The organism is Halorussus halophilus (assembly GCF_008831545.1).
GTDB lineage: Archaea > Halobacteriota > Halobacteria > Halobacteriales > Haladaptataceae > Halorussus > Halorussus halophilus.
The window spans coordinates 68,500-92,204 of record NZ_CP044523.1; the positions used below are offsets into that span (position 1 = coordinate 68,500).

Annotated in this window: 19 protein-coding genes and 2 tRNA genes; 10 read left to right on the forward strand and 11 right to left on the reverse strand. The window is 58.0% G+C overall.

The window, feature by feature from the left end; translation table 11 throughout:
* Nucleotides 1-130 precede the first annotated feature (130 nt).
* From F7R90_RS00310 to F7R90_RS00320, 3 genes are all read left to right on the forward strand, one after another.
* Nucleotides 131-1,654: an alpha,alpha-trehalose-phosphate synthase (UDP-forming) gene (locus F7R90_RS00310; protein WP_158055312.1), complete on the forward strand. Its 1,524-nt coding sequence runs from the start codon at nucleotides 131-133 to the stop codon at nucleotides 1,652-1,654.
* A gap of 16 nt (nucleotides 1,655-1,670) precedes the next feature.
* Nucleotides 1,671-2,594, forward strand: a complete 924-nt coding sequence (gene otsB, locus F7R90_RS00315; RefSeq protein ID WP_225741216.1) for a trehalose-phosphatase — start codon at nucleotides 1,671-1,673, stop codon at nucleotides 2,592-2,594.
* Between the two features lie 131 nt (nucleotides 2,595-2,725).
* Entirely contained in the window at nucleotides 2,726-3,568 is an 843-nt protein-coding gene (locus tag F7R90_RS00320) for a hypothetical protein (RefSeq protein WP_158055313.1), read from the forward strand.
* Between the two features lie 30 nt (nucleotides 3,569-3,598).
* Here F7R90_RS00320 and F7R90_RS00325 read toward each other — a convergent pair whose 3' ends face one another.
* Nucleotides 3,599-5,554 (reverse strand): ABC transporter ATP-binding protein, encoded by a 1,956-nt coding sequence (locus tag F7R90_RS00325; RefSeq protein ID WP_158055314.1) that lies wholly within the window; start codon nucleotides 5,552-5,554, stop codon nucleotides 3,599-3,601.
* 188 nt (nucleotides 5,555-5,742) lie between these two features.
* A complete protein-coding gene (locus F7R90_RS00330; RefSeq protein ID WP_158055315.1) occupies nucleotides 5,743-6,012 on the reverse strand; it encodes a DUF7538 family protein in 270 nt (89 codons plus the stop codon).
* Nucleotides 6,013-6,104: 92 nt separating this feature from the next.
* Here F7R90_RS00330 and F7R90_RS00335 point away from each other — a divergent pair.
* Nucleotides 6,105-6,178, forward strand: a tRNA-Val gene (locus F7R90_RS00335).
* On the opposite strand, the gene F7R90_RS22780 is transcribed toward F7R90_RS00335, so the two are convergent.
* The 5 genes from F7R90_RS22780 to F7R90_RS00360 all read right to left on the reverse strand — a co-directional run bounded on the left by F7R90_RS22780 (nucleotide 6,138) and on the right by F7R90_RS00360 (nucleotide 14,051).
* Nucleotides 6,138-6,857: an HNH endonuclease gene (locus F7R90_RS22780; protein WP_158058790.1), complete on the reverse strand. Its 720-nt coding sequence runs from the start codon at nucleotides 6,855-6,857 to the stop codon at nucleotides 6,138-6,140. The genes F7R90_RS00335 and F7R90_RS22780 overlap by 41 nt on opposite strands.
* A gap of 1,396 nt (nucleotides 6,858-8,253) precedes the next feature.
* Entirely contained in the window at nucleotides 8,254-9,348 is a 1,095-nt protein-coding gene (locus F7R90_RS00345; RefSeq protein WP_158055316.1) for a hypothetical protein, read from the reverse strand.
* 257 nt (nucleotides 9,349-9,605) lie between these two features.
* Nucleotides 9,606-10,634, reverse strand: a complete 1,029-nt coding sequence (locus tag F7R90_RS00350; protein WP_158055317.1) for an LLM class flavin-dependent oxidoreductase — start codon at nucleotides 10,632-10,634, stop codon at nucleotides 9,606-9,608.
* 241 nt (nucleotides 10,635-10,875) lie between these two features.
* Complete coding sequence (locus F7R90_RS00355) at nucleotides 10,876-11,919, reverse strand: hypothetical protein (protein WP_158055318.1); 1,044 nt, start codon at nucleotides 11,917-11,919, stop codon at nucleotides 10,876-10,878.
* 209 nt (nucleotides 11,920-12,128) lie between these two features.
* Nucleotides 12,129-14,051 carry a sensor histidine kinase gene (locus F7R90_RS00360; RefSeq protein WP_233752298.1) on the reverse strand — a complete coding sequence of 641 codons (1,923 nt, stop codon included), beginning with the start codon at nucleotides 14,049-14,051 and terminating at the stop codon, nucleotides 12,129-12,131.
* 288 nt (nucleotides 14,052-14,339) lie between these two features.
* On the opposite strand from F7R90_RS00360, the gene F7R90_RS00365 reads away from it, so the two are divergent.
* The 3 genes from F7R90_RS00365 (at nucleotide 14,340) to F7R90_RS00375 (ending at nucleotide 16,755) form a co-directional block, all read left to right on the forward strand.
* Nucleotides 14,340-14,921, forward strand: coding sequence for an FxLYD domain-containing protein (locus F7R90_RS00365; protein ID WP_158055320.1), 582 nt, complete (start codon nucleotides 14,340-14,342; stop codon nucleotides 14,919-14,921).
* A 192-nt stretch (nucleotides 14,922-15,113) separates the two neighbouring features.
* Nucleotides 15,114-15,187: transfer RNA gene (locus tag F7R90_RS00370), tRNA-Phe, on the forward strand.
* A gap of 1,007 nt (nucleotides 15,188-16,194) precedes the next feature.
* Nucleotides 16,195-16,755: a hypothetical protein gene (locus F7R90_RS00375; protein WP_158055321.1), complete on the forward strand. Its 561-nt coding sequence runs from the start codon at nucleotides 16,195-16,197 to the stop codon at nucleotides 16,753-16,755.
* A 343-nt stretch (nucleotides 16,756-17,098) separates the two neighbouring features.
* Here F7R90_RS00375 and F7R90_RS21945 read toward each other — a convergent pair whose 3' ends face one another.
* The 3 genes from F7R90_RS21945 to F7R90_RS00390 all read right to left on the reverse strand — a co-directional run bounded on the left by F7R90_RS21945 (nucleotide 17,099) and on the right by F7R90_RS00390 (nucleotide 18,652).
* Nucleotides 17,099-17,749: a hypothetical protein gene (locus F7R90_RS21945; RefSeq protein WP_192498359.1), complete on the reverse strand. Its 651-nt coding sequence runs from the start codon at nucleotides 17,747-17,749 to the stop codon at nucleotides 17,099-17,101.
* A 91-nt stretch (nucleotides 17,750-17,840) separates the two neighbouring features.
* Complete coding sequence (locus F7R90_RS00385; protein WP_158055322.1) at nucleotides 17,841-18,047, reverse strand: hypothetical protein; 207 nt, start codon at nucleotides 18,045-18,047, stop codon at nucleotides 17,841-17,843.
* A gap of 2 nt (nucleotides 18,048-18,049) precedes the next feature.
* Nucleotides 18,050-18,652: a hypothetical protein gene (locus tag F7R90_RS00390; protein WP_158055323.1), complete on the reverse strand. Its 603-nt coding sequence runs from the start codon at nucleotides 18,650-18,652 to the stop codon at nucleotides 18,050-18,052.
* An 801-nt stretch (nucleotides 18,653-19,453) separates the two neighbouring features.
* On the opposite strand from F7R90_RS00390, the gene F7R90_RS00395 reads away from it, so the two are divergent.
* Both F7R90_RS00395 and F7R90_RS00400 read left to right on the forward strand, forming a co-directional pair.
* Nucleotides 19,454-21,316: a bifunctional DNA primase/polymerase gene (locus F7R90_RS00395; RefSeq protein ID WP_158055324.1), complete on the forward strand. Its 1,863-nt coding sequence runs from the start codon at nucleotides 19,454-19,456 to the stop codon at nucleotides 21,314-21,316.
* Nucleotides 21,317-21,399: 83 nt separating this feature from the next.
* On the forward strand, nucleotides 21,400-21,687 hold the full coding sequence (locus F7R90_RS00400) for a BRCT domain-containing protein (protein ID WP_158055325.1): 288 nt from the start codon (nucleotides 21,400-21,402) through the stop codon (nucleotides 21,685-21,687).
* A 214-nt stretch (nucleotides 21,688-21,901) separates the two neighbouring features.
* Here the strand turns inward: F7R90_RS00400 and F7R90_RS00405 are convergent, their stop codons facing one another.
* A complete protein-coding gene (locus F7R90_RS00405; protein ID WP_225741217.1) occupies nucleotides 21,902-22,339 on the reverse strand; it encodes a hypothetical protein in 438 nt (145 codons plus the stop codon).
* Nucleotides 22,340-22,777: 438 nt separating this feature from the next.
* Here F7R90_RS00405 and F7R90_RS00410 point away from each other — a divergent pair, with 438 nt between their 5' ends.
* Entirely contained in the window at nucleotides 22,778-23,677 is a 900-nt protein-coding gene (locus F7R90_RS00410; protein WP_225741218.1) for a hypothetical protein, read from the forward strand.
* The last annotated feature ends 28 nt before the right edge of the window (nucleotides 23,678-23,705 follow it).

Genomic DNA, 23,705 nt, shown 5'->3' on the forward strand with positions numbered 1-23,705 from the left:
CGTTTGCGCTCCCAAACGGTTCTGAACGGACGACTACGTTATCCGACCATCTGTTGAACACGGAATAGCAGCAAACTCGCGCGGGGTCGCCGCGAACTCTCGCCCGCGCTGGGGAGTATACTACTACCAAATGACTTCAAACACGATTGGGGCCACAGCCAAATCCGCCGCAGACTCTGTCGCGGCGGTACTAGACGGACGCGAACTCGTGGTCGCATCGAACCGCGAACCGTACAGCCACGGCTACACGGACGGAGAAATAGTCGTGGACCGCCCCGCTGGCGGACTGACCGCCGCGCTCGACCCGGTGATGCAGGCAGTCGAAGGCACGTGGGTCGCGTGGGGCGACGGCGACGCAGACAGAGAAGTCGTCAATGACGAGGGGACAGTGGGTGTGCCGCCCGAAGACCCCGCCTACGACTTACGGCGCGTCTGGCTCTCTGACGAGCAAGTGTCGGGTTACTACCGCGGCTACAGCAATCAGGTGCTGTGGCCACTCTGCCACCTCGACACTGCCAAAGTGAACGCCGACCCGACGTTCTGGGCACAGTACCGACAGACGAACGCGGACTTCGCCGACGCGATTCTCGACGCCGCCGAGGACGACTCGGTCGTCTGGTTCCAAGACTACCACCTCGCGCTCGCTCCCAGACGAGTGCGAGACGCCCGGCCCGACGCCACGCTCGCGCACTTCTGGCACATCCCGTGGCCCACGTGGGACGCATTTCAGGCATGCCCGCAGTACGAGCAGTTGCTCGACGGCCTGCTGGCGAACGACCTCGTGGGCTTCCATACGGAGGCGTACTGCCGGAACTTCCTCGACTGCGTGGAGGCCGCCACGCACGCTCGCGTCGATAGAGCCAGCGCGAGCGTCTCCTACAAGGGCCAGCGGACGTTCGTCCGCTCGTTCCCGCTCGGCATCGACGCCGCCCAGCGGGCCGAACTCGCCACCAGCGAGGCGGCCGATGACTACTGGCAACGCTTCCGTGAAGGGTACGACATCGACGCCGACACACGCCTCGCGCTCGGTGTCGAGCGCCTCGACTACACGAAGGGCATCGAACGCCGACTCGACGCGCTCGAACGCTTCTGGGAGCAGTACCCCGAGTGGCGCGGCGAACTGACTTACGTCCAGAAGGGCACCGAGAGTCGGAGCGAAATCCCGGCCTACAGCGAGCTACAGAACCGCGTCGCGGACGCCATCGAGCGCGTCAACGACCGATTCGGTACCGACGACTGGACGCCAGTCGTCTCGCTGACCGACCACGTTCCGGACGCCGGACTGGCCGCGCTCTACCGCGAGGCGGACCTCGCACTCGTCACGCCGGTCCGAGACGGGATGAATCTCGTCGCCAAGGAGTACGTCGCCTCCCAGACAGGCGAGTCGGGCGTCCTCGTGCTGAGCGAACTCGCAGGCTCGCACGAACAACTCGGCGACGAATCAGTTCTCGTTCATCCGTACGACGAAGCAGGTGTCGCCGACGGCATCGCCGACGCGCTGGAACTCTCTCGAGACGAGCGTGCCCGCCGGATGGCCGCGCTCCAGCGGTCGGTCCACGCCGAGGACGTGTACGACTGGCTCGAATCGCAGTTCCAGACCGTCGCCGCAGTCGAACGCGGGCGGCAGTCGTCTCGCGCGATGCTCGAACGATGAGCGAGGGGTGAGACAGATGATGACAGAAGAACGTGACTCGCCCCCACTACTCCGCGAGAACCTCCACGCGCTCGTAGAGGGACTCGTCGCCGCCGAGGGGTTGTTCGTCCTGCTCGACTTCGACGGAACGCTCGCCAGTATCGAATCTCGGCCGGACGACGCGACGATGCCGGACCCGACTCGCGAGGCAATCGTGCGACTGGCCGACGCCCCAAACGTGGAAGTCGGCGTCGTCAGCGGTCGGGCGTTGGCCGACGTGCGCCAGCGACTGGCGGTAGACGAGCGAGTCGCCGTGAGCGACGCGAACGGTGACACTCACAGCGGCGAGTCGGTTCGCGAACGCTCCGAAATCGCCTACGCTGGTAACCACGGACTCGAACTGTACGCCGACGGCCAGCGAGTCGTCCATCCGGTCGCCAGGGAGACGCAGGGCACCATCGAACACCTCTGTGACCAACTCACCGAACGACTGCTGGGCATCGACGGGGCGCTCGTCGAGCGCAAGGGCGTCACCGCGACGGTCCACACGCGACTCGTCGCCGACGAAGCAGTGCCGTTCGTCTCGGCCATCGTGGAGTCGCTGGCTTCCACCTACGACGACGTGCGACTGACGACGGGCAAGGACGTGCTCGAACTGCGCCCGGCCGTCGCGTGGGATAAAGGCGAGGCGGTTCACTGGCTCGCCGACGAAGTCGTCCCCGACGGCGAACAGTGGTTCCCCGTCTACCTCGGCGACGACACGACCGACGAAGCGGCGTTCGCCGCGCTCGCCGACCACGACCGGGGGTTCGGCGTCAAGGTCGGGAGCCATCCGCCGACGGACGCACCGTACCGCGTCTCGGACCCCGAGGCAGTCCGACAACTGCTCTCGTGGCTTGCGGCCTACGGCGTCGAGTTCATCCACGCCGACCTGCCGCGGTCCCCGCTTGGAATCGCGTGAGCGGTCCTGTTCGCCGCACGACGCGGCGTAACGCGGCGTTGAATCGGGGAAAGCTCTGCCGACGGCGACTGAACGGTGTAAACGGTCGGCTCAGTTTATTCGCCGAATCAGTCAAAGCCCCGGATGTAACCATGACCACCGACGACACCGACGGAGAGCGGAGCGAACGCCGAAAGTGGCTGGAGAGCCAGAGCTCGACCGAAACGGACCGACGGCGACGAGGCGACGCGTCTACACGACGGTCCCGACGCCGAAGCAACCGACCGACGAACCCCCAGTCTGCCCCGAGCGACGCTTCCGTAGACCGTTACGAGAACGGCGGTCGAGAAGGCGAAGGCGCGACCGGGAAACGCGGACAGGCGTGGAACGCCGGAAATCCGGACCAATCGACAGGCGCTCCGCAAGGCGGTCCGGCGCAGAACCGCCGCTACGGCTCCCGGCCGCCGAGTCGGGCCACCGAACGCTCCGAGACCGAGACGGCCGACCCGACTCCGACGGACCCAACGCCGACCGAACCTGCGCCGAGCGACTCTACGCCGATGGACCCCGACGAGACAACTGACACGAGTCGAGAGGACTCGCCTCCAGTTGACGAGAACGAGGAGTCGCGACGAACGTCGAGTGAACCAGCCCCGGCCGACGAGACGCCGCGCCGGAGTCGAGCGGAATCTCCCGAGACGAGAGCACAACCCGGTAGACCGGGCGAGCAACCGAAGCGAACCCAACCGATGCGAGAACCGACGCCACCGGCCGAGCAGTCGCCTCGCGGCGACCAACCGACAGGCGACCGGGGGACCGAATCCCGACCGCCGGAGCGCTACGGTGGGCCAGTAGACCCCTCGTGGCAACGAACCAGAAACAGCAGACGCGAGCGGACGATGCGCCGCTACGAGCAACAGTTCAACCGACAGCAGGAACGACAGCGCGACATTCAGCGCGGGAAAGGCAGCAACGAGTTCCGTCGCGGTCGATAATTCTGATTCGATTCGGGCGTGTTTTTCGCTTCAGTCGTCGTCCGTTTCCGTGCGTGCAGTGCGCCGAGCGGCCCGTTCGATGAACTCTTCGGGCAGTTCGTCTATCTCGCCAGCCTGCACGCCCCAGAGGTGCGCGTAGAGACCGTCGTTCTGCAGTAGGTCGTCGTGCGCGCCGCGTTCGACGATTTCGCCGTCTTCGAGGACGACGATTTTCTCCGCGTCCTTGATAGTCGAGAGTCGGTGGGCGATGGCGAACGTCGTCCTGTCCTCCGTGAGTTCGTCCAGACTGCGCTGGATGAGCATCTCCGTCTCGGTGTCAACGTCGCTGGTCGCCTCGTCCAACACGAGGATTTCGGGGTCCTTCAGCACGGCGCGAGCGATGGAGATGCGCTGGCGTTGCCCACCCGAGAGTTTGACGCCGCGCTCGCCGACTTCCGTATCGTAGCCCTCGGGTAGATTCTGGATGAAGTCGTGGGCTTCGGCGGCTTTCGCGGCCTCCACCACGTCCTCGTCGTCTACGTCGAAGGTGCCGTAGGCGATGTTCTCGCGCACGGTGCCGTAGAACATGAACGTGTCCTGGCTGACGTAGCCGATAGATTGGCGCAGGCTCGGCAGACTCACGTCCCGGAGGTCCGTGCCGTCGATGCGGATAGCTCCCTCGTCTACCTCGTACATTCGGAGGAGGAGTTTGAGAACTGTGGATTTTCCTGCTCCTGTGGGGCCGACCAACGCGAGGGTATCGCCGCCCTCGACTTCGAAGCTGATGTCGTTGACGATGGTCTCGCTCTCGTCGTAGCCGAACGTCACGTCGTCGTAGACGACGTCGCCCTCCTTGACGACGAGGCTGTCTGCGTCGGGGTCCTCCCGGATGCGACTCGGTTCGTCCATCAACCCGAAGATGCGCGCACTGGAGGCGTAGGCGCGCTGGTACATGTTGATGATGGAGCCGAACTGCGCCATCGGCCAGATGAACCGCTGAGTCAGCAGGATGAACACGACGAACTCACCGCGAGTCAACTCGCCCGAGAAGAACCACGGCGCTTGGCCTTGGAACACCCACAGACCGCCGACGACGAAGGTGAGCGCGAAGCCGAGACCCGAGAGAATCTGGAGCGAGGGGAAGAACTTGATGCGCGTGACGATAGCGCCCCAGTTCGAGTCGAAGTACTCGTTGGACACGTCCTCGACGCGGTCGGACTCGTACGTCTCGGTATTGGACGTCTTGATGACCTGAATCCCGCCGAGGTTGTTCTCCAGTCGGGAGTTGACGTTGCCGACCGCGGTACGCACGTCGGCGTACTTCGGCTGGATTATCTCCACGAACTTGTAGGTGAACAGCGCGATGAGCGGCACCGGCACCATCGCGACCAGCGCGAGTTGCCAGTTCATGCTGAACAGGATGACCGCGATTGCCAGCACCATCACCGCGAGACGGAACCCGGAGTTCATCCCGTCGTTGAGGAACCGCTCCAAGCGGTTCACGTCGTTGCTCAGAATCGACATCATCTCACCGGTCTGCTTGTCGGCGAAGAAGTCCATGTTCAGCCGCTGCATCTTGTCGTACGTGTCGGTCCGCACGTTGTGCTGAATGTGCTGGGCGAAGGAGTTCCAACCCCAGTTGCGCGCCCAGTGGAACGCAGCACCGGCACCGAACGCCACCGCGATGACCGTCACCGAGAACCAGAACTGCCCGGTCGCTCCCGGCGGCGTAATCGCTGCCGCCAGACCCTCAGAGACGAGCGGGAACTGCTTCGAGAACGCGACGGGATACGCGACTGGATTTTCGGCGAAGAACGCGTCGATAGCGACACCGAGAATGATAGGCGGGAGCAGGTTGAGAACTCGGGCGAAGATGCTCGCCGTCACCCCCGTGAAGAAAGCCAACCTGTTCTCGGACCCGTATTCGAGGAACAGCCGTTTCATCGGATTCTCGGCGTTCTCCCGTTGTTCCTCGAACGGGTCGTCGTCTTCGTCATTGATTCCCATTATCACTCCCGAAAGAGTCGGACTCTTGAAAAACTTTCCTTCGAATCGAAATATGGGAGACTCCGAACGGTGTGAGGAGTCTCCGAAAAGCGAGCGGCGTAGCCGCGATGTGGAGCGAAGCGGAGACCTCGAAGTGGAACACGTGAGCGACTGAAAGGAGCGAACTCGGAGAATTGCCCGACGCCGACTCAGAGGTTCCGCTTTTCCACTTCGGGGTCGATGTCCGCCTCCGCTAAATCCTGTCGCACCCGGTCGCGGAGCGGCGTCGGCACCGTTCCCCGGCCGACCGGCACCGCAGTCTCGCCGTCGCCTTTCACCTTCCAGTAGAGGACGCACTCGCTCGGCGCGTAGTACTCGATGCTGTAGTAGTCGTCCGCGCCCTTGTAGTGAACGCGCGCGGCGAACCCTTCGACCTGCCAGCCGTCCTGCTCGCTCAGTGCGGCGACTCGTTCGTCCATGCGGCGTTCCTCGTGCGGGACCGTGGTAGTCGTTGCGGAAGGCACTACGAAAGGAAACCGTTATTTTCGGCGAGCGATTTTTGTCGGACGCCGGGTCTGTGGTCTAGTTGGTTATGACGCGGCCTTTACAAGGCCGAAGCCGATGGTTCGAATCCGTCCAGACCCACTCGAAATAAACGTAGAAATCGGTCTATTTTGTCTGCAACGCTCCGAGATTGTATCGTTGGGTGGGGGCAGGGTATCGACCCGTGTTCGACTCGTTTGTGGCAACTCCGGCAGAGCAGGACGAGGTTGTACGGTGTGTTTGAGTTCTCAACCATGTCGAATTCGCGTCGTGGGACGATGTGATGCACGTCCAGCATGTGACTCGAACCATCCTCCCTGCAGATTTGACACACCTCGTCGCGCTCCCTGATTTTCCGGCGCATCCAGAACCAATTATCGCCGAACTGCGCGTAGGTGCCGTCTTTCCACTGCGGGTGTTCTTCCCCGACGATGTTTCTGCTCCGCCACTTGCCCATGCACTGCTCGTCACAGAACTGATTCTCGTAGTGTTCTATATCGTACCTTCGGCGTTCCAATGACTCGCCACACCATGAACACGGAACTGTGGGGTTCGGTCGTTCTCGCTTGTGGGTGTCTTTGCACACTCGACTGCAGAATCGAGAGGCTTTGCTGTGCGATTGCTTGACTTCGTATTGGTCCTCACAGTATTCACAGACTAGCGTTACACGTCGCTTCTGAGATTCGGTGTGACATTCTTTCGAACAGTATTTCGTCTGTTTGACTTTGCAGGGTTTGACGCGGTACGACTCGTTGCAGTGGGTACACTCGACTGTTTCCATCGAAAACACCGTGATGGACACGATTTCTCGGATCGCGCCCGCTCTTCAGGGCGCGAGAAAAACTCCCCCGAGAGAAGGCGTACTCGGTGTCGGTCTCTGAGTGGAAAGAATACTGCTCGCTTCGGGTCCAATTGAGTCCTGTACTGCGGTGAGTCCGCCCGGAACAGGATAGCATGTCCTCCTCACGGTCGGTCTCTGGAACCCACGATAGGGATTTTTGTGGACGTTACTCGCTAAGAACCCTCGAGAGAGGGGTAGGCGCACCGTCTAGGGTCCGATAGGGAGTTGGGTTCTCCGGAAGGAGGAGTATGTAGAGGGGGAACTGAAGAGTATCGAGTTGGCACGATGGGGTGCCGTGTCTTGGTAGCGAAAGAGTGCTGTCGAGGGCTGTCGAGGGCTGTCGTGAGGCGGTGTCGGGCGTGTTGGGCGGACTGGGATATCCTCGCGCTCACGGACACCTCTGTGTTCTGATATCCCGATACCCATCCGGCATCGCAGGACTGAATACGGGTATCGGGATTTCGGGATGTTTTCTTCTTGCATTCGGACATAGTGATGCACTCGACACAAACCTCGATGCAGACTTTATTGCACTGCTGTCATGCGATTTCGGCGTTCTCACTCCTCTCTGCCCCTCGCTTCTAGGATACCAATCTCTCTCAATACACTCTCTCTTGGACTCACCAGCGTCTTACTTTCGGGGTGTAATCTACGCTATCGGGCACCGCTATCCGCTCGAACGGTCCGCTTCGCGCTGGTGAATCCGTAATTCCCCAAATACAACCTATCGGAGATTACATCAGATAAGTAAACAAAAACAGTCAAGTTGACGAAACTAACACGAGAAAGCCGAAGTCCTCATCAGAGCATCCTCAATTAAGATTCGCCAACGCCTCCCCGGATTATCCGAGGAGCATCGGAAACTACTGGGATTGAACGAGCGCGAAGGAACGTTTCTCAGGCAAGTGAACCCAGGGACGCGAGAACGTGGCTATAGTCCTGCACTCGTCTGTGTCGGGGACGAAGGCCACTTCCCTGTGAAAGTGACTGGACCTCCTGCGGAACTCCAACTTGTGGACTCCACGGGATAGCTTTCTTTTCGTACTGCAAGTGTCGGTTGCTCTCTAATTCAAATTTGAGGCGGAGCATCTCTCCATTCCATATCCGGCCCATGTTTGGGATGTGAGCTAGCCCAGATTCAACACATGATATTCGATGTAACTTTGTGAGGCAAAAATTATGACGTAGGGCGTTCGAACCCTGTGAGTCGCATATTGGCGCAGCGAAGTCTTCGTCTAGAACTCGCTTTCAAGGAAGCGTCCCCAACGTGAAAAACTGGACTCGTATGGGCCACTGTCACGAAGGTAGCCGCGGTAGCCTTCAGAAGAGGCCGGAATTAGTTGGAGGTGGTGACACCACTGCCTGGGCCGCGAGGTGACAGGTGATCGAATTCCGTCGTCGGGATGGTGCCGTCGGTCCAAGCCAGTCGGCCCTCGACCTCGACGTCGATTCCGTCGTAGGCACCGAACCGGTCGGATTCCGACTCGATGTAGTCCGCCAACTCTCCGTTCTCCGCCGTCTCGGCGTCGGGGTAGGTGTTCGCCCACGTGAGGTGGGTCGTCTCGGTGCCGAATCGCCACGATTTGAGCTCTCCCGTGATGACGTCCTTTCGGAAGCCTCGCGACGTTGACCCGTCCATCGCTTCCGGGTAGCACCAGAGCGCGTGGGTGGCGTCTTCGACTCCCATCATCGCCGCCACGTACTCGTTGCTATCGGTGTACTGGCTCGTCTCCGAAGACGGCGCGTCGATGATCGCTTTCGCGTACTCGGCCGCGTCCTCGTCCCTGCCCATCGGAGCCGCCTCCATCACGACGTCCTTCGAGACTGCGTAGACGTGGTATCCCGCAACGTAGAGGTCGAACCCGTGGTACTGTTCCGGATCCGTTCGGGTGGTTGTCGTCGCTGTCGTCGTCGCGGGAGTCTGTGTCGCTGTCGCCGTCGCGGACGACTGCCTGTCACTGGTGAGTCTCTCGCGGAACGTCTCGGGGTCGAACGACCCGAATGCCAGCCGTGAGGTGTGGCCGACCTCTAGGGCGGCATCGACCGCAGTTTCGTCGATGTATTCGCCGGGAATGCGGCGAGCCATCTGCTCTTCGAGTCGGGAGTACGAGTTCTCGTGGATGTTCTCCTGGTAGGAACGGATTCCTTCGACGTCGAAATACTGGAACCCGTAGCCGTCGTGCAGGGGGGTCGAGGTTGGGTCTGGGAGCCACTGCACGAACTCCTTCACCTCGGTTCCACCCGATGGGTCTGACGTGGAGGTCTCGTCTGAACTACTTTCGTTGCCAGTCGTGGAGTCCGACGCGGTTGACTCTGGACTGCTATCACTGCCAATCGACGAGTTGCTGAGACACCCGGCAATCGACGCGAGCGTTCCGCTACCGAGTGCGAGACCCGTCGTCTTGAGGAGGGTTCGTCGTGAACGGGGCATTGCGTGTACTTGTTAGTTGGAATGGAATAAGTTTTCTCAACTTACAAATAACCGAAATATGTGTTTTGTGGTCGTTTGCCATTCCTTTTGCGTTTATCGAAAGTAAAGGAAACAGGGGAAAGTCGAAGTTCAGCCGTCGAAATTTTTCGAAGCACGGGGACACCGTCGCTAGTGGCTCTCGGTGAAGCCCGCTCTTTCTGGAAACAGTTTCACGAGGCGCAAATTCTGCAACTCCGGTTCGGTAGACGCTACCCGTATCACCGCGGGGTGAGTCCGACGCCTTCAGCCAGTAACTCGTGCGAGCGGAGTGCGTCTCCGTGGTCGGCGTGGACGTGCTGAATCATGACTTCCTCGACGCCAACACGGTCTGCGAGTTGCTCTAGCAACCCAGCGAGCGTCTCTGGACTGCCGGAAATCGCTCGTGGCCACTCGTCTGCGTCGAGGGTGGCGGGCGTCGGGTCGGGGACGCCGCCGAGTTCGTCGATGGCCTCCTCCACGGAGGGCGTGGTGCCGCGTTCGCCGCGGCGCAGTCGTTTGTAGGACGCTTCGGCTATCGCTCGCAGTCGTGCGGCCTGCTCGTCTGTCTCGGCACAGACTGCGTTCACCGCGACCATGCCTCGTGGCTCCTCGACGCCACCAGCCAACCGCGACGGCGTGAAACTCTCGTGGTACTCCTCGAAGGCGTGTTCGGCGAACTGGGGTCGGATGAACGCGGCGAAGCAGTACGGCAGGCCGAGTTCGCCCGCCAGCGTCGCACTCGACGGACTCGACCCGAGGACCCACGGCACGGCAGGTCCGTCGCCCGACCGCGGAATCTCGATGTCGCTGTACTCGTGTTCGTCTGGGTAGTCGTCGTAGAGGTGGTTGACCACGGCTTCGATTTTCTCGCGGTGGTCTTCGTCGGGGTTCTGAACGTGGCGCTCCGTGCCGAGGGCTTGGTCCACGGCTGGCGACCCGTTGGCGCGCCCGAGGCCCGCGTCGATGCGGCCGGGAGCGAGCGCGTCGAGCGCACCGAACTCCTCGGCGACTTTGAACGGACTGTAGTGGTTGAGCAGTACCGCGCCGGAGCCGAGTCGAATCGAATCAGTTTCGGCGGCGAGGTGGCCGAGCAGGACCTCAGGCGTCGTTCCCGCGAGCGTGCTGGCCATTCCGTGGTGTTCGGCCACCCAGAAGCGATTGTAGCCGAGTCGTTCGGCCTGTTGGGCGGCTTCGACGGTGTTCGCGTAGGCGTCGGTCGCGGTGCCGTCACCGGGAACCGGCGACAAGTCTACCACAGAGAGGTCCATATCTCGTCTCGGAGACTGCGAAGAATAACGCTTGTCACTCCACAGGTCTTTGCCTCTACGTTGCAGACCTGCGGGATTAGTTCGCGTTCGACGCCCACTCGGCCAATGCGGCCAGTTGGACGATGGCGAAGAGAGCAATACCGACCTTTGCAACTTTAGAGAGTGTCTTGGACATCGGCGACGACTACGTCTTCGTCGGAAAAACGGTTGTCGGCTTGCAGTCTTGGGTTCGCAGTCACGGTCACACCTCACCGACGGTGAACAACTGCCGATACCCGATGCTCGCTAGCAGTGCGAGGAAGGGGAACGGGTAGAGCCAGTAGGCGCGATACGCACGGACGAACAGTGGGATGCTCATCGAGAGCGCGAGCAGTGCGGCCGTCACCAGTGGCGCGTTCGTCGAGCGAAGCAGTCGCTTCGGGGTGCGCTCGGTCAGCGCCAACTGGACGACGATAGCGGCGGGAACGACGACGACGAGGTGGCGCACGCCCTCGCGGTAGAGCGCCATCGCCCACTGACTCGTGTCGCCGACGAGCGAGGGCACCTCCGGATTGGTCGTGTACTGCTTTGCAGCACCGAAGGTCCAGTAGAGCGCGCCGTGTAGCGACTCTGTGCCCCAGACCGCGTAGACGACGCCGAACGTGGCGGCGACCACGCCCAGTCCCGAGAGCGCGAAGACGCCGAGCCATCGAACGCTCTGAGTCCGTTCGAGGTCCCGAACTCTGTCGTAGGCCAGCACCGGGATTGCGAACACGGCGTGCTGAGAGAAGAGTCCCGCGACAGCAATCGCGGCACCGCGAGTGGTCGGCTTCGTCATCGACAGCGAGAGGAGGATGCCCGCGACTGCGAACGAGCGCACGTTGACGACCAGTCCGCCAACCACGGGGACGCTGGCCAGAAACAGCCCACCGGCCACGAGTCCGACGCGGGAGGCGTCCCGCTGGTCACAGACGTGCCAGAGGAGGATGGCAGTCGCGGCGTTGGCGAGACCGACCAACAGGAAGAACACGAGGAGATATCGCCCCGTGGCGGCGACGGCGACGTTCAGCAGTTCGAACAGCGGTGGCTTGTTATCGACCGCTGGTCGGACGTACAGCGGCGTCCCCGAGAGAACGGCTTCTGCGAGCGGTCGCCAACAACACCGCACGTCGATGTGCGATTGTTGGACGCCCGCGCTGATTCGCAGGAAGCGATTCATCGTCTGGACGACCCCGACGAGGAGGAACGCCGGGACGACGAACGTGGTGGAGGTGAACGTCTCGTGTTCGAAAGAGAGTCCGGACATACTGGGGAGAACCGGGCGCGTCGAGCGACCGCCGAGAAATGGTGACTGCTCGACGTGTGTCGCCCGTTTGTCGATTTCGACCGACTCCGGAAGTAAGTATCTTTGTTTTCCACTCTGAATTGTATTAGCGTTCCACCTGCGTTCGGACTGGGACTGGGACTTCCGGCGATTAGCGCGACACGACAACTCCACTCAACAGTTCCGCCTACTCACTGCTCCCAACTCGCTCCGCCGGTGCCACGACTGCCACCCGAGTTCTGTAACTCCACGACGAACACTGCACCTGACGGCTCGTTGTCCTCGACCCAGATGTCTCCACCGTATTCGGTGACCATCGTCTCGGCGAAGAACAGTCCGAAACCACTGCCGGAGTTGTCTGTCTCGCCAGTCTTCCCGCGGTGGAAGATTGCGTCTTTTAGCTCTTCGGGGACACCACTGCCTGTGTCCGCAATTCGAATCTGGACGACTCCGTCACTCACGTCGGCCGAGATATCGATACGCAGACCCTCTGTGTCGTTGTGGTTGACGGCGTTCGTGAGCAGGTTGCCGACGATTTCCGGGAGGAACTCGTCTGCTTGCACGTGGACACCGTCGGCGACGTTTAGGTCGATATCGACAGTGGAGTGGGTCTTGCGAAGCCGTCGAACTTCGTCTCGGAGAACCGGGGCGAGCGTCTTCGGTTCGACTTCCGGACTGGTTCGCCCGGTCAGCACGTCGAGCATCGTCCGCACTCGCTGGATGAGGTCAACGATGTCGTCGCTCCACGACTGTATCGTCTCGACGTGCGACGCCGCTTGCTCGTCGTCTTCGACGTGGTCTTCGAGCAAGTCGGCGTAGCCAGCGATGATGTTCATGCCGTTCAGCACGTCGTGACGGAGGAGGCTGTTGAGGAATTCGAGGCGGTTCTTCTGCCGGGAGAGCTCTTGGACTTGCTCTGCGCGTTCGAGACCGACTTCGACGTTCGCGCCGAGCAAACACGCCAGCGAGTGGTCGGCCTCGGTGAACGCCTCTTCGACCTGTGCGCTGATGATGAGTAGGCCTCGTTCGCCGACTGGAATGAACATCTCGCTTCGGGCGCGCGTCTCGGGGTTGTAGACCGCATTGGCCGTCCGCACGTCGTCGTAGGCGACGAGTTCGTTTTGCTCGTATGCCTGCCACGCGACACTGTCGGCGGCCGCCGTCACGGCAGGAATCTCGTCGAAGAACGCCTCGGCCTCGTCGGTCCACGCGAGCGGTTCTAATCGCTCGCCGCTCTCGTCGCTGACCCAGAGTCCACAGATCGGATAGTCGAGGATAGAGTGTGCAGTTCTGACGGCGATGTCGGCGATTTCCTGTGGGTCGTCTGCGCGAACCATCTCTCTGGTCGCGTCGTGGAGCGACTCGATGGCGCGTTCGCGCTCGACCCGTTCGGAGACGTCCTGTAGAATCCCGGTGAACAGTCGCTCGTCTTCGACTTCGAGTTCCCCGAAACTCACCTCCAAGACGAGTTCGTGGCCGTCACGGTGTCTGCCAGGGAGTTCGAGTCCCTCCCAGTCTATGTGACGGGTGCCTTCTTCGAGATATCGTTCGATTCCGTCGGTGTGGTCGTCCCGGAGTCGTTCGGGGATGATACTCTCGATAGAGTCGCCTTCGAGTTCGTCGGGCCGATACCCGAACATGTCGGAGACGGCCTCGTTCGCGTATCGAATCGTACTCGTGTCGTCGATAGTCACGACGGCGAACGACGCGTTTTCGGCGAGCGCACGGAATCGCTTCTCGGCCGTTTCGAGTCGTCGTTCGTAGGCTTTCTGCTCGGAGATGTCGCGGACGATCGCCAAGATGCGGTCCTCGCCTCGAATCGTCGCGTTGCGGAGGTTGATTTCGGCCCAGAATCGCTCGCCGTCGTTGGGGTCGAGTAGCCATTCGAATCGATGGTCACCCTCTTCTCGCGCGCGGTCGATGTGGGCGATAGCGTGCTCTTGGTCGAAGCCCTCGTCTGCCGCACTGAAGTCTTCTACCTGGAGGTTCACCAACTCCGCTTCGGAGTAGCCGTATATTTCGGTCGCACGCTTATTGACGTCTAAAATCGCACCAGTGTCGGGGTCGTGAATGACGATTCCGTCGTTGACTTTGTCGTAAATTTCACGGTACATCGTCTCCGACATTGTAGCTGTCAAGGTACCGGGTGGCTGTCCATATATTCTCTTTGGTCGTCGTAGTTTCACGTCGGCTAAACGCCGACCGCACGCTCCGCAGTATGGTCAATTATATAGGGTGTTTCCAGTATGAATGTAAATAATCCTGTGGGAGCAATCTGTTTTCCCAAAATCGATTGCGGGGCGACACATTAATCCTGTCCGATTCCACCGCCAAACATATATCCCCCAAATAGCAACGATTAGTCCAATGCACTGGCACGCGAATTTCGAGTGGGTGAAACTGTGAATCAGCGCGCGTTGGCTGTCGGTGTCGCGCTACTGGCCGTCGCTGGGGTGACGGCGTTCTTCTTGGGTGGTTTCCCGTCCGGGTCGATAGCGGACCCCACGGGGACGAGTCCGACGACGGTACCCGCCGGCTCCGACTCCGGTAGCGGCAGTGAGTCGGGCGGCAGTAACTCGGGGTCCAGCGGCGGTAGCTCGGGGGGCAGTGGCGGCGACTCCGGCGGTTCCAGTAGTGGGAGCGATTCAACCGACACTGGCTACTTCCTCACCATCGACAACATCGAGAAGTGTGGCAGCACCTGCCGAGACGTGACGGCGACGCTGAAGAACACGGGCGACCAACGCCGTGAGAACGTCCACGTGACGACGAAGGTGTACGCTGACGACGACAAGATTTGGACCGGCGAGGAGTCGGTCGGCACCCTCGAAGCAGGTGGCACGCACACCTCCACGAAGCGGGTGAAAGTCGGCTACATCGGCGGCGCGAAAATCAAAAATAACGACGGCTACGTGACCATCGTCACCATCGTCGAGTCCGATAGCGGCACGACGAAGTTCTCCGAGCGACGCAAAGTCGCCTAATCCAGTGTGGCCCCGCAGTGGGGGCACGTCTCCTCGATGATTGTTATTCGAGCGTCACACTCCGGACAGAATTTGAGGTAGCACGCTCTTTCACCCATACCTTGGTAGTCGGTTTCAGGGAGCAAGTGTCTTGTCCACGCCGTCGCCGCCTTTCGAAACCCTTTTCTCTCTCATGCGCTTCGTTGCGAATGCGCCGCCTTAGCTCAGACTGGGAGAGCACTCGACTGAAGATCGAGCTGTCCCCGGTTCAAATCCGGGAGGCGGCATGGCCTTTCTACTCGGACAATATTCGACAGAGAGCATCGCTTTCCGGCGATTCTCCCGCGAATAGCCCGATTAGATTTGACCATGATTTCACTCGCGCCCCGACGCCTTCAGGCACTTCGCTCTCAATTGACTCGGGAGGCTCTTGTAATTACTCGTGACCAGTACACGGTACACTCAGGCCTTGATAGAGTGAAATTCTGGAGATTAGAGGAGGCCATGACCTCGCAATTGGCCTTGAATCGATTCTAAGGCGGCTGACTGCTCCATAAAGCAAGTTTTTGTGTAGAAGAAGGGGAAGACCCGGATTAATATTATCGCTGCTCATACCACGGCTGAGGGCTGTCTATTTCCGGAAGGACATTGACCTATTTACTATGCTCAGTCGCTGTAATGGGCACGTTGACGGTGGGGGTCCTCAGGAACGGAAAGGTGGGTACACTTACGTCGCTGCCGTCGAACCTATCGGATATCCCGATACGGCCGCGACCTGCGGACGACCCGGCTGCGAGAACCCGGGACTAATCTTCCTCGATGACCACCAGTATTGGCGATTCCAACACCAAGACGAGCGAGTGTTTGGAGTTCATAAACGCAATGACGCAGCTATCAAAGTCACTGATCGAGTTGTAAGAGAGCGGTCTGAGATAGTCCGTCCAGAGGAATACGGCCCGGACGAACACAACGACTGGCCTGACTATCCCGGACAAGAAAACGCAACTGAAGTTGACTGGCCGGCGTAGCTCGCATTTCGATAATGTCCCTTCCTTGATTTTCATTTCCAAACCATTCACGAGGGCGATACCAGCCTACGAGGATATTAGTGACGCAGTAGCATTCCCGATGTTGCAGTTCTTCCCGATACATTCGCTCCTCCAGGATGGGTAGGAACGTCGTGCAGACTACAGAGACTGTATCAGGAGAATGTTACCGATTGAGATGACGGCCAAGAGGACTGCAATCTCAAAAACAGAGAATTAAAGTTCGATTGATGATAATAAAGAACTCAATGACTCGTACATTCAGCGTTTTCGGTGGACAATCGATACTCCAGATCCAACGCAGTCGAGAAAGTGAGATTCACGATGAAATTCGGTATGCCGACTATGATGAAATCCTCGAAAACGACAACGATGAGTATCTTGACGGGTTGATTGCCGAGTATTCTTTTGATCTGCCTGAACTTGACTTTGATAACCAGGATGGTGTCAAACGGACAAAGCGTAATCGTGAGCTTCTGGTCGTACGCATACCCTTTGAGGGAGACGAGCAGCAACTTCGGTGGCAGCCGTCAAGCAGTCGCGTTTCCTATTATGACTGCTACGTTGAGGATGGTTACCTTTGCTTCGATATCCCACGCGACACACCGAATCTCAGTGATGAGATCCAAGACCGTGTGGACGCGATTCAACAAAACTTCCAAAGCTTGCAAAGTGACATGGAGCAGTTTAACGAACAGCTCCAGAATATGGACTCACTAGAGCGTGCCTATGATTCCCGAAGAGAAGAAGCCGAGGAACACCAAGAAGAACTTGACAATCTCGACTTCGAAATTCAAGACGATGAGTGAATACCTCTGGAGTCCGGAACGTTATCGATAGGAAAACACGATATCATCGACACCCGTTCTAGAGTGACCTGTGCGTTGGACACTATCGCGCCGTATTGGCGATTTTGGGCCTCACGTGTTTTCGGGAATCTGGTTCTAATGGCGCCCCCCGCCGAGGCACGAGAGGGACCGGGGGTCACGTCAATAGGACGTGAATGAGGTGGCTGAGGCGAATTTGCATTGGGGCTCTGATTCTCACTGCCCCATATCCGGCCATATTTGCCGCTTCTTGGAGTTCTCATCTCCAGCAGGGGAATAGCCCTGCCGAGGTATCATATCCGAGAGACTGGCTCTCAGCGGCTTCTCAGGAATCCCGGCTATCCTCTATGAAACCTCGCCAAGTTTCGAGAGCGGTGACCTTCTGACTCTCCGGATCGTCGAGGACCCCGAGTTTCTGGAGATTCGTAAAAATCGAACTATCGTATCGACGTACCTCTTCGAGGAGAGGTGCCGCTTCTTTTCGGGTCGAACCCCGGGTCGCCACTTCCTGAACCAGTCCCGATTCCTTCTCTATGTATGCGGACGCCTTAGAGACGATGTGAAGTTTAATCGCTACTCGTCTGGACAAGACCTGGTCCATGTGGTCGACTGCTCCAGTGTTCTCTCGAACACGGTCCTCAATCGTCGATGCAATCTTCTCAATGAACTCCTGCTCCTCTGCGTCAAGGTTCTGATAGTAGTGATGAGGATCGGCGCTGAGACTATGTTTTGCGGCGTTTTGATTGCTCGCTGGCGCACCACCGCTCGGAACGCCGCCGTGTAACTTGCACCGACGGCCATCTTCGCCACCATCAATGACGCCCCATCCTGCCGGCAGAGAACAGTACCCGTCGAACAGTCGCTTACCATCTTCTGTGGTTTCGGCCTTCTTGCCGTTGCAAGCGGTATCGGGTTCGGCCTTCGGAACGTCCTCGAATTCCATCCCGAGATACCGTTCCTCGTTCTTGACGGTCATGAGTGTTGATTTGTGAGATTAGGGTATGGTGGTCGAGGTAAGACGGAGGGGAGTCTAATCCTTGGAACTCTCATCCTCATCCTGTACCTCTCTACCACCAGACGTGGGTGTCGCCAATTGGCTTTCCCGAGGGTCGGGGGGCTTCTTCGAGTAACTCGAACGCCTCTTCCGTACTAATCCCGAGTTCTTCGGCGACCTCTTCTGTCGAGACTACTGGGTTGTAGACCTTGTTCCGCTCGGATTTCACTACCCAACCTGCATCTTTGGGCATCACGTCGGGGGAATCACTCTCGCTCATTGTTACTGATACCAAGGTAGTCCGGCTCTAGGAACATCCTCCGGGTCAGACTCTTCCTCGGAAGTAGACGTGTCATCTTCGTTCGTTCGAGGTTTCCCGAGAATCCTGTCGGGAAGCACTCCTTCTTTATACGCCCAAGATATTTCGGAGGCATTCAGATCCGCGTTTAGACGTGGATCTGTGGGTGGCTCAACTCTTTCAATCTCCACCGTTTCGGGGTCCTCTCCACGTTCGAGAGGAATCTCCTCAGTGTATGTTTCCGGTTCCAGCTTCGTATCCGAGGCGTCTTCGGTAGCAATATCCCGATTATCTCGACTGCTGACCGGAGTATCGGGAGTCTCTTCTTGGAACTCAGACCCGAGGACGGCTTCCATTACAGTGTCCCGAGCAATCTCGACAACATCGACCTCTTCCTGATGAATATCGATACCGCGCTCATTGAGTCCAATGAGTACATCCTCTAAGAGGGTTGAAATCCTCGATGGGAGCTGTTCCTTCTTGTGTTCTCGAACAGCCTGCACAACCGCCTCTTTTTCCTTCTGTACGTGTTCCTGAACTTGCTCCCTTACGGCTGCCTTCTGTTCCTCGGTTAGTTCTTGTGCCATCAATTGAGGAATAGCTGACATCTCCAATGAGGTTACCGGGCGAATCGGCCGTATTTCGTACAAACAGGCTATCTAAAAGGCGAATTGCGTCTTTTTGAGAGGAGGGTTCGTCTCACTTGCTCTTAGAATTCGCTCTCGCGCCACTCAGTCGATTTCTTGCCATCTCTGGGGGAATCGGGCCTGATTGGATATCAAATCCGAGAAGGAGCCGCTCACGGCAAATTAGAGCAATACGGGTTTAGCATTCTCTCATTAAGACCAGAATTTCACAGTGGGAACTAGCATTATTCTAGACACAACCTTATAGACTATAAGCCCCTTCATTCCATATGGCGCAAGAAGCAAAGCCACGAATCCTCGCGACGAAGTCAACCCGCGATGAGGCCCGAGTGACCAAAGCAAAGCTCGGAATCACATGGGACGAGTTTGTACAGAGAGCCACTGTGGAACTGGACCCGGACAAGTAGAGGTAACGGATAATGAGTGGACGAACGATTCACCGTGAAAAAGTACTGAACAGCGACACTATCCCTGCTGAAGCTGAAATCATCAATACGCAGGCGGCTAGAACGACGAGCGGTCCCCTATTCGTCTGGTACGTGCTGCCGGAAGAATCGGAATCTCAGACTAACAACTAACACGTACGTATGAACATAACGAAGAACGGGGGCGAGCTGGGCACTCGGAACCCCCTACGACGAACTGTCGAAGAGTGTGGGCATTTGACGGTCTCAGACGGACTCCACTCCGGGCGAAGTCAGGCTGACGTGGTACAGCGGAACTCGGAGGTGACCAAGTTCCATGTCTAAAATATCCCGCGATTCCGATAACGCTACCGGGGCAAGAGGCCCTAAGACGCTTGTAGAGAAACGACTCAGCGATGCAGGTGTTCGAGTCGAACGGAGCGCCAGTGTCGAGGAAGAATCAAAGGCCTGCTACTACCATGATAACCAGCGACTCCCGACGAAGACCTCCGGGAATTACACTATCCACGGTGGTGATGGGCTGGTTCTCCTCGACGTGGATGACAAACTCGAAGAACTCCCTGAGGAGACAGCGGATCTTCCCTCGACGTTCGTAGTCGAGTCGCCGCATGGGGGCTATCATCCTTACTACGCCCTCAAGGACGATACAGGCATCTCGAACGCGCAAACTGACTGGGGGAGCATCCGCTACGAAGGGCAGTATGTCGTCGGACCCGGCTCGACTATCGACCACGGCGAATGTGGTGACGGCAAAGCGAACTGCCCGAGCGAAGGAACCGGGGAATACGAAATTGCAGTCAACAAGCCGATAACAACGCTCTCCGGCGACTATCTCGAACATCTCCGCGAAGTCTGTGCTTCGAGCGGCAGCGACAAGACCTTGAAGGAGGACTACGGCGGAGAGCAAATCACCCTTCCTGATGATACTCCGGCCGACGAGGGAGAACGCTACATTTGTACCGAGTTCACCCGACACTCAACTCGACTCGCCGGGGAAGACTTGATGGACCTCCTTCGAGGAGGAACGGGCTCCTACGAACTTCGACGAGATGACGAGACTGGCATCAACCAGAGCGCCGCCGATTACTACGCGCTTGAACTGCTTTACGGCGCCTTCTTCTACCGAGGAGAGGATGAAGGGGATGCGAGAAAGCTTGCTCTCTCAGTCTTCAAGCGATACTGTCGGGAGAACCCCTACGACAAGACCGGGAACACGCGCAAGTGGCTCCGAAAGGGAGAGAGATATCTGCTTGAACAGATGGACGCCGTACAGGAGGAGTTTGATGTCGGGAAGTGGCATCGCTGGCGACGGCGCGAATACGAGAATGGATTCAACGCCGAGGAACACAAGCCATGGACTGACCCCGAGAAGGATGGCAAGCCCAGCATTACAGAACTCGATATAGTTCGAGCCGCGACGCGTCTCCTTGCCAGCCCAGTAACTCCTGAACAGGTTGCCGAGCAATACGGACTTGACCTCTCTGCCTTACCCCCCACCTACTGTGGGGAAATCAATACCCCCTCAAGGTCATGGTCGTCGGGTGATTTCGTGGGCCGTCCCACAGCCAGTGATATCGGGGAACTCGCGCATCAAATCAACCCGAAGCGTGAACGCTCGTACCATGAGTGGGTGTTGAAGAAATGGCTCAAAACTGAGTACAAAGAGGTAGCGATGGCGTTCTGCCCTTTGAGGGCAAATGGTGAGAGATACGTCTATTATCCGGCTGACCTCCCCGACCCCGAAAACGCCCGATACGTCCGATGTGGAGGTGAAGAGCGAGACCCAGAACTCCCCGAGGAAACGACCGAGCAGGAAGTGATGACCGACGGAGGTGTGAGCATGAGTAAGTCCGAGAGCCACAACAAGCTCAAACAGATTCGCCAAGCCCGAGATGGTGATGAGAGTTCGACGGAAGGCCCTGAAGTGTATACCTGTCCGATTGACGGGTGTAGTCGAACGGTTGTCGGTGAGCCGGGACATCTGATGAATCACGTGAACCAGGCCAGCGACGACGCTCATCGCCATAGGACGTTGAACGAGGACTTGGAAGTCGTGGTTCACTGGGGGGAGATGAACTGGGGACCGGGGATACCTGCTTTCGATTCACTGCCAAGTACCGACGAGAAGGTGTCTGTCTGTGAGAAAGATGACCTTTGGGGACCGGGCGCTCCAAGTTGAAAACATCAGCTGGGTGCCTTTCGTGAGATAGCGGTTAGAGGAAACACTTCCCTAATGTTGGTTTCTCACCTTCTTGGTCGTGTATGGCATCAAAACCCTATACGGACGACGCGGTTGACAGTCTTGAGTTCGTCTTTACTGGTGGAGATCTCTCAGGTCGACGTTCGGACTGGATAGAACTAATTGAGTCCAACGGTGGTACCGTAGCCGGTGCAATCTCCGAAGAGACGGACTACCTCGTTGTCAATCCCTCTGCTGATTTGGGTAGGGTGAAAGTCGCCTCTGACCTCGGACTGCCAACCATCCAAGAGCGAGGACTCGCCGTGTTTCTGAAGAATCGAGGTGCAGAGTGGCAGGACACCACTGAGTAAGGACTACGTTTCAGTGTTCGGACGGGGCCTTCTGGCCTATTTCTTGTCAGAGCGAGTAGACTGCGATATGAGCGAAGATAATACTCAGCCGATGATTCCCCTTGCTTGATTTGAGAACTCGCTGAGAGTGGCATGGAGAGCCGTGAGCGCGAAATGAGCGTCTTAGTTCAACGAAAATCCTTTTCGCGTTTGAAGGAGAGTATGGCCTGTTGGCCTACTCGTCGGTGTCCTTCGCCTCTTCGACCTTTTCGTAGACGAGCGAGTACGCCTCTTTCGTGAAGCGGTACTTGCTCGGGTCGGAGTAGGGCAGAAGGACTGCTCGACCGACGGCCTTGTTCACTTTGTCCTTGACCTCATTGAAGTCGTACGGGTTGTCGACTTCATCAAGAAGGTCTCGAATGATACCTTCTCGGTCGCAGACTTGAGCCACCAGCGTATGGAGCGCGCTGGTGTCCCCGAATGGGGCCGAGTTCCGCATGTCGCGGTCGGAGTCGTACTCAACGTCAAGGATAATGGGGTTGGTCCCTCCCTGAAACTCCTTCACGAGGTAACCGTCCTCGGTAAGGTCGTTCAGGAGCCGAGTGTACTTCAGCGAAGTGAGGACCCGGTCTTTGTCGTCGATGACGTCCTCGATGTCGTCCGTATCCTCCACGTCGTCGCGAAGGTCAGGACGGTTAAAGGTTTGAGGCCCGTGCGTGTGGGCTATAGTCAGTGCTACTCGCTGTCGTGCCGTGGTGAGTTCGTTCCACGGTGTATGTTCTGGATCGTCGGATGGAGTTTCCGAAGTGGAACTCATTTGAGTGTCTGTCCAGTCCGTCTGAGACAAGAGCAAACTATTTGGAGAGGGCCGCTAAAGTATAGCGTAAGCCCTGACAGCCTCTCTTGTCGCGGGGAACCCAAGTCCTTGCGGCTGGACGGGGTGTTGAAGGGGCTGCACCATCGGCCCGCGGAACCTGCCAGGGAACCGCGCGGGCCGAGTCGTATTTCGTTTTGATATGTATCTTAGACTGGGATGACCAGCGTTTGATAACACCAACGTACGGCCATGACTTAAATGTTCCCTTGTGGGTGGTTCCGAAGATGGATTCAAATGGCACTCTCCGAGTATGGTTTTGTATTCCCGCAGAAAGATGCGGGGAATATGAGTCCCGTTGCAGTGATGGTGAAATATTTAATGTTGCCTCTAAGGGGCTTAAGCGGCTGTAATCGTCTATCCCTCCATTTCCATTCCTGTATGGTGATTGGGGTTCAGATACATAGAATCAAACCTTTCGGAGATTCATCGACATTTCTGCGAAGGACTTATGTTTGTACAGTTGGAGCGTATTACCAAGAAATGGAAACAACAGCCAAGTTAGAATACGGTCCGTTAGAAGTCGAGATTCACGCGCTCAACGACGAAGGCTACCAAGAAGAGGTTCTTGACCTCATTCAATTTATCGAGGATAATCAGGAGTCACTGGAAGGATTAGTGAGGGACGATGACCCTTCGGAGATGGGTCCCTCCAAATCTGAAGTCACGTCTTTGGAGGAGTTCACTCCAAATGGAGGTGAAGAGGAAGAGGAAAGTGAAACTGAACCTGGCCCCCTGAGTGAGATTGCCTCTAATTTGAGAGTACCAGAGTTTAAATTAGAGGAATTCCTCTACGTGGACCCTGTTGAGGATGACTTCCCGGTAATCTATGTTGACGAGATTGGGAACATTGGTCAACGGAAAACGGACAAACAGAGAGTCGCTTCGCTAATACTCCTGTACCTCTGGCATGAGTGCTATGATGCAGATAGAGTGAAATCAACCTCCCTGAAGGACGCACTTGAACTCTCAAATATCTCATCTTCAGGTATGGGGAATATGTATCAGGGTGACGGTGACCGATATTTCGATCGGAAGGGAAGGGGGCCATCTGCAACGGTCAGGCTTACTCCGCCTGGCAAGAGACAGGCAAGAAAGGTTCTCCGAAGACTTGTTCAAGATGAAGAGTCCGATTAAGGATTCAAAAATGCCTGCGTACGGCTTT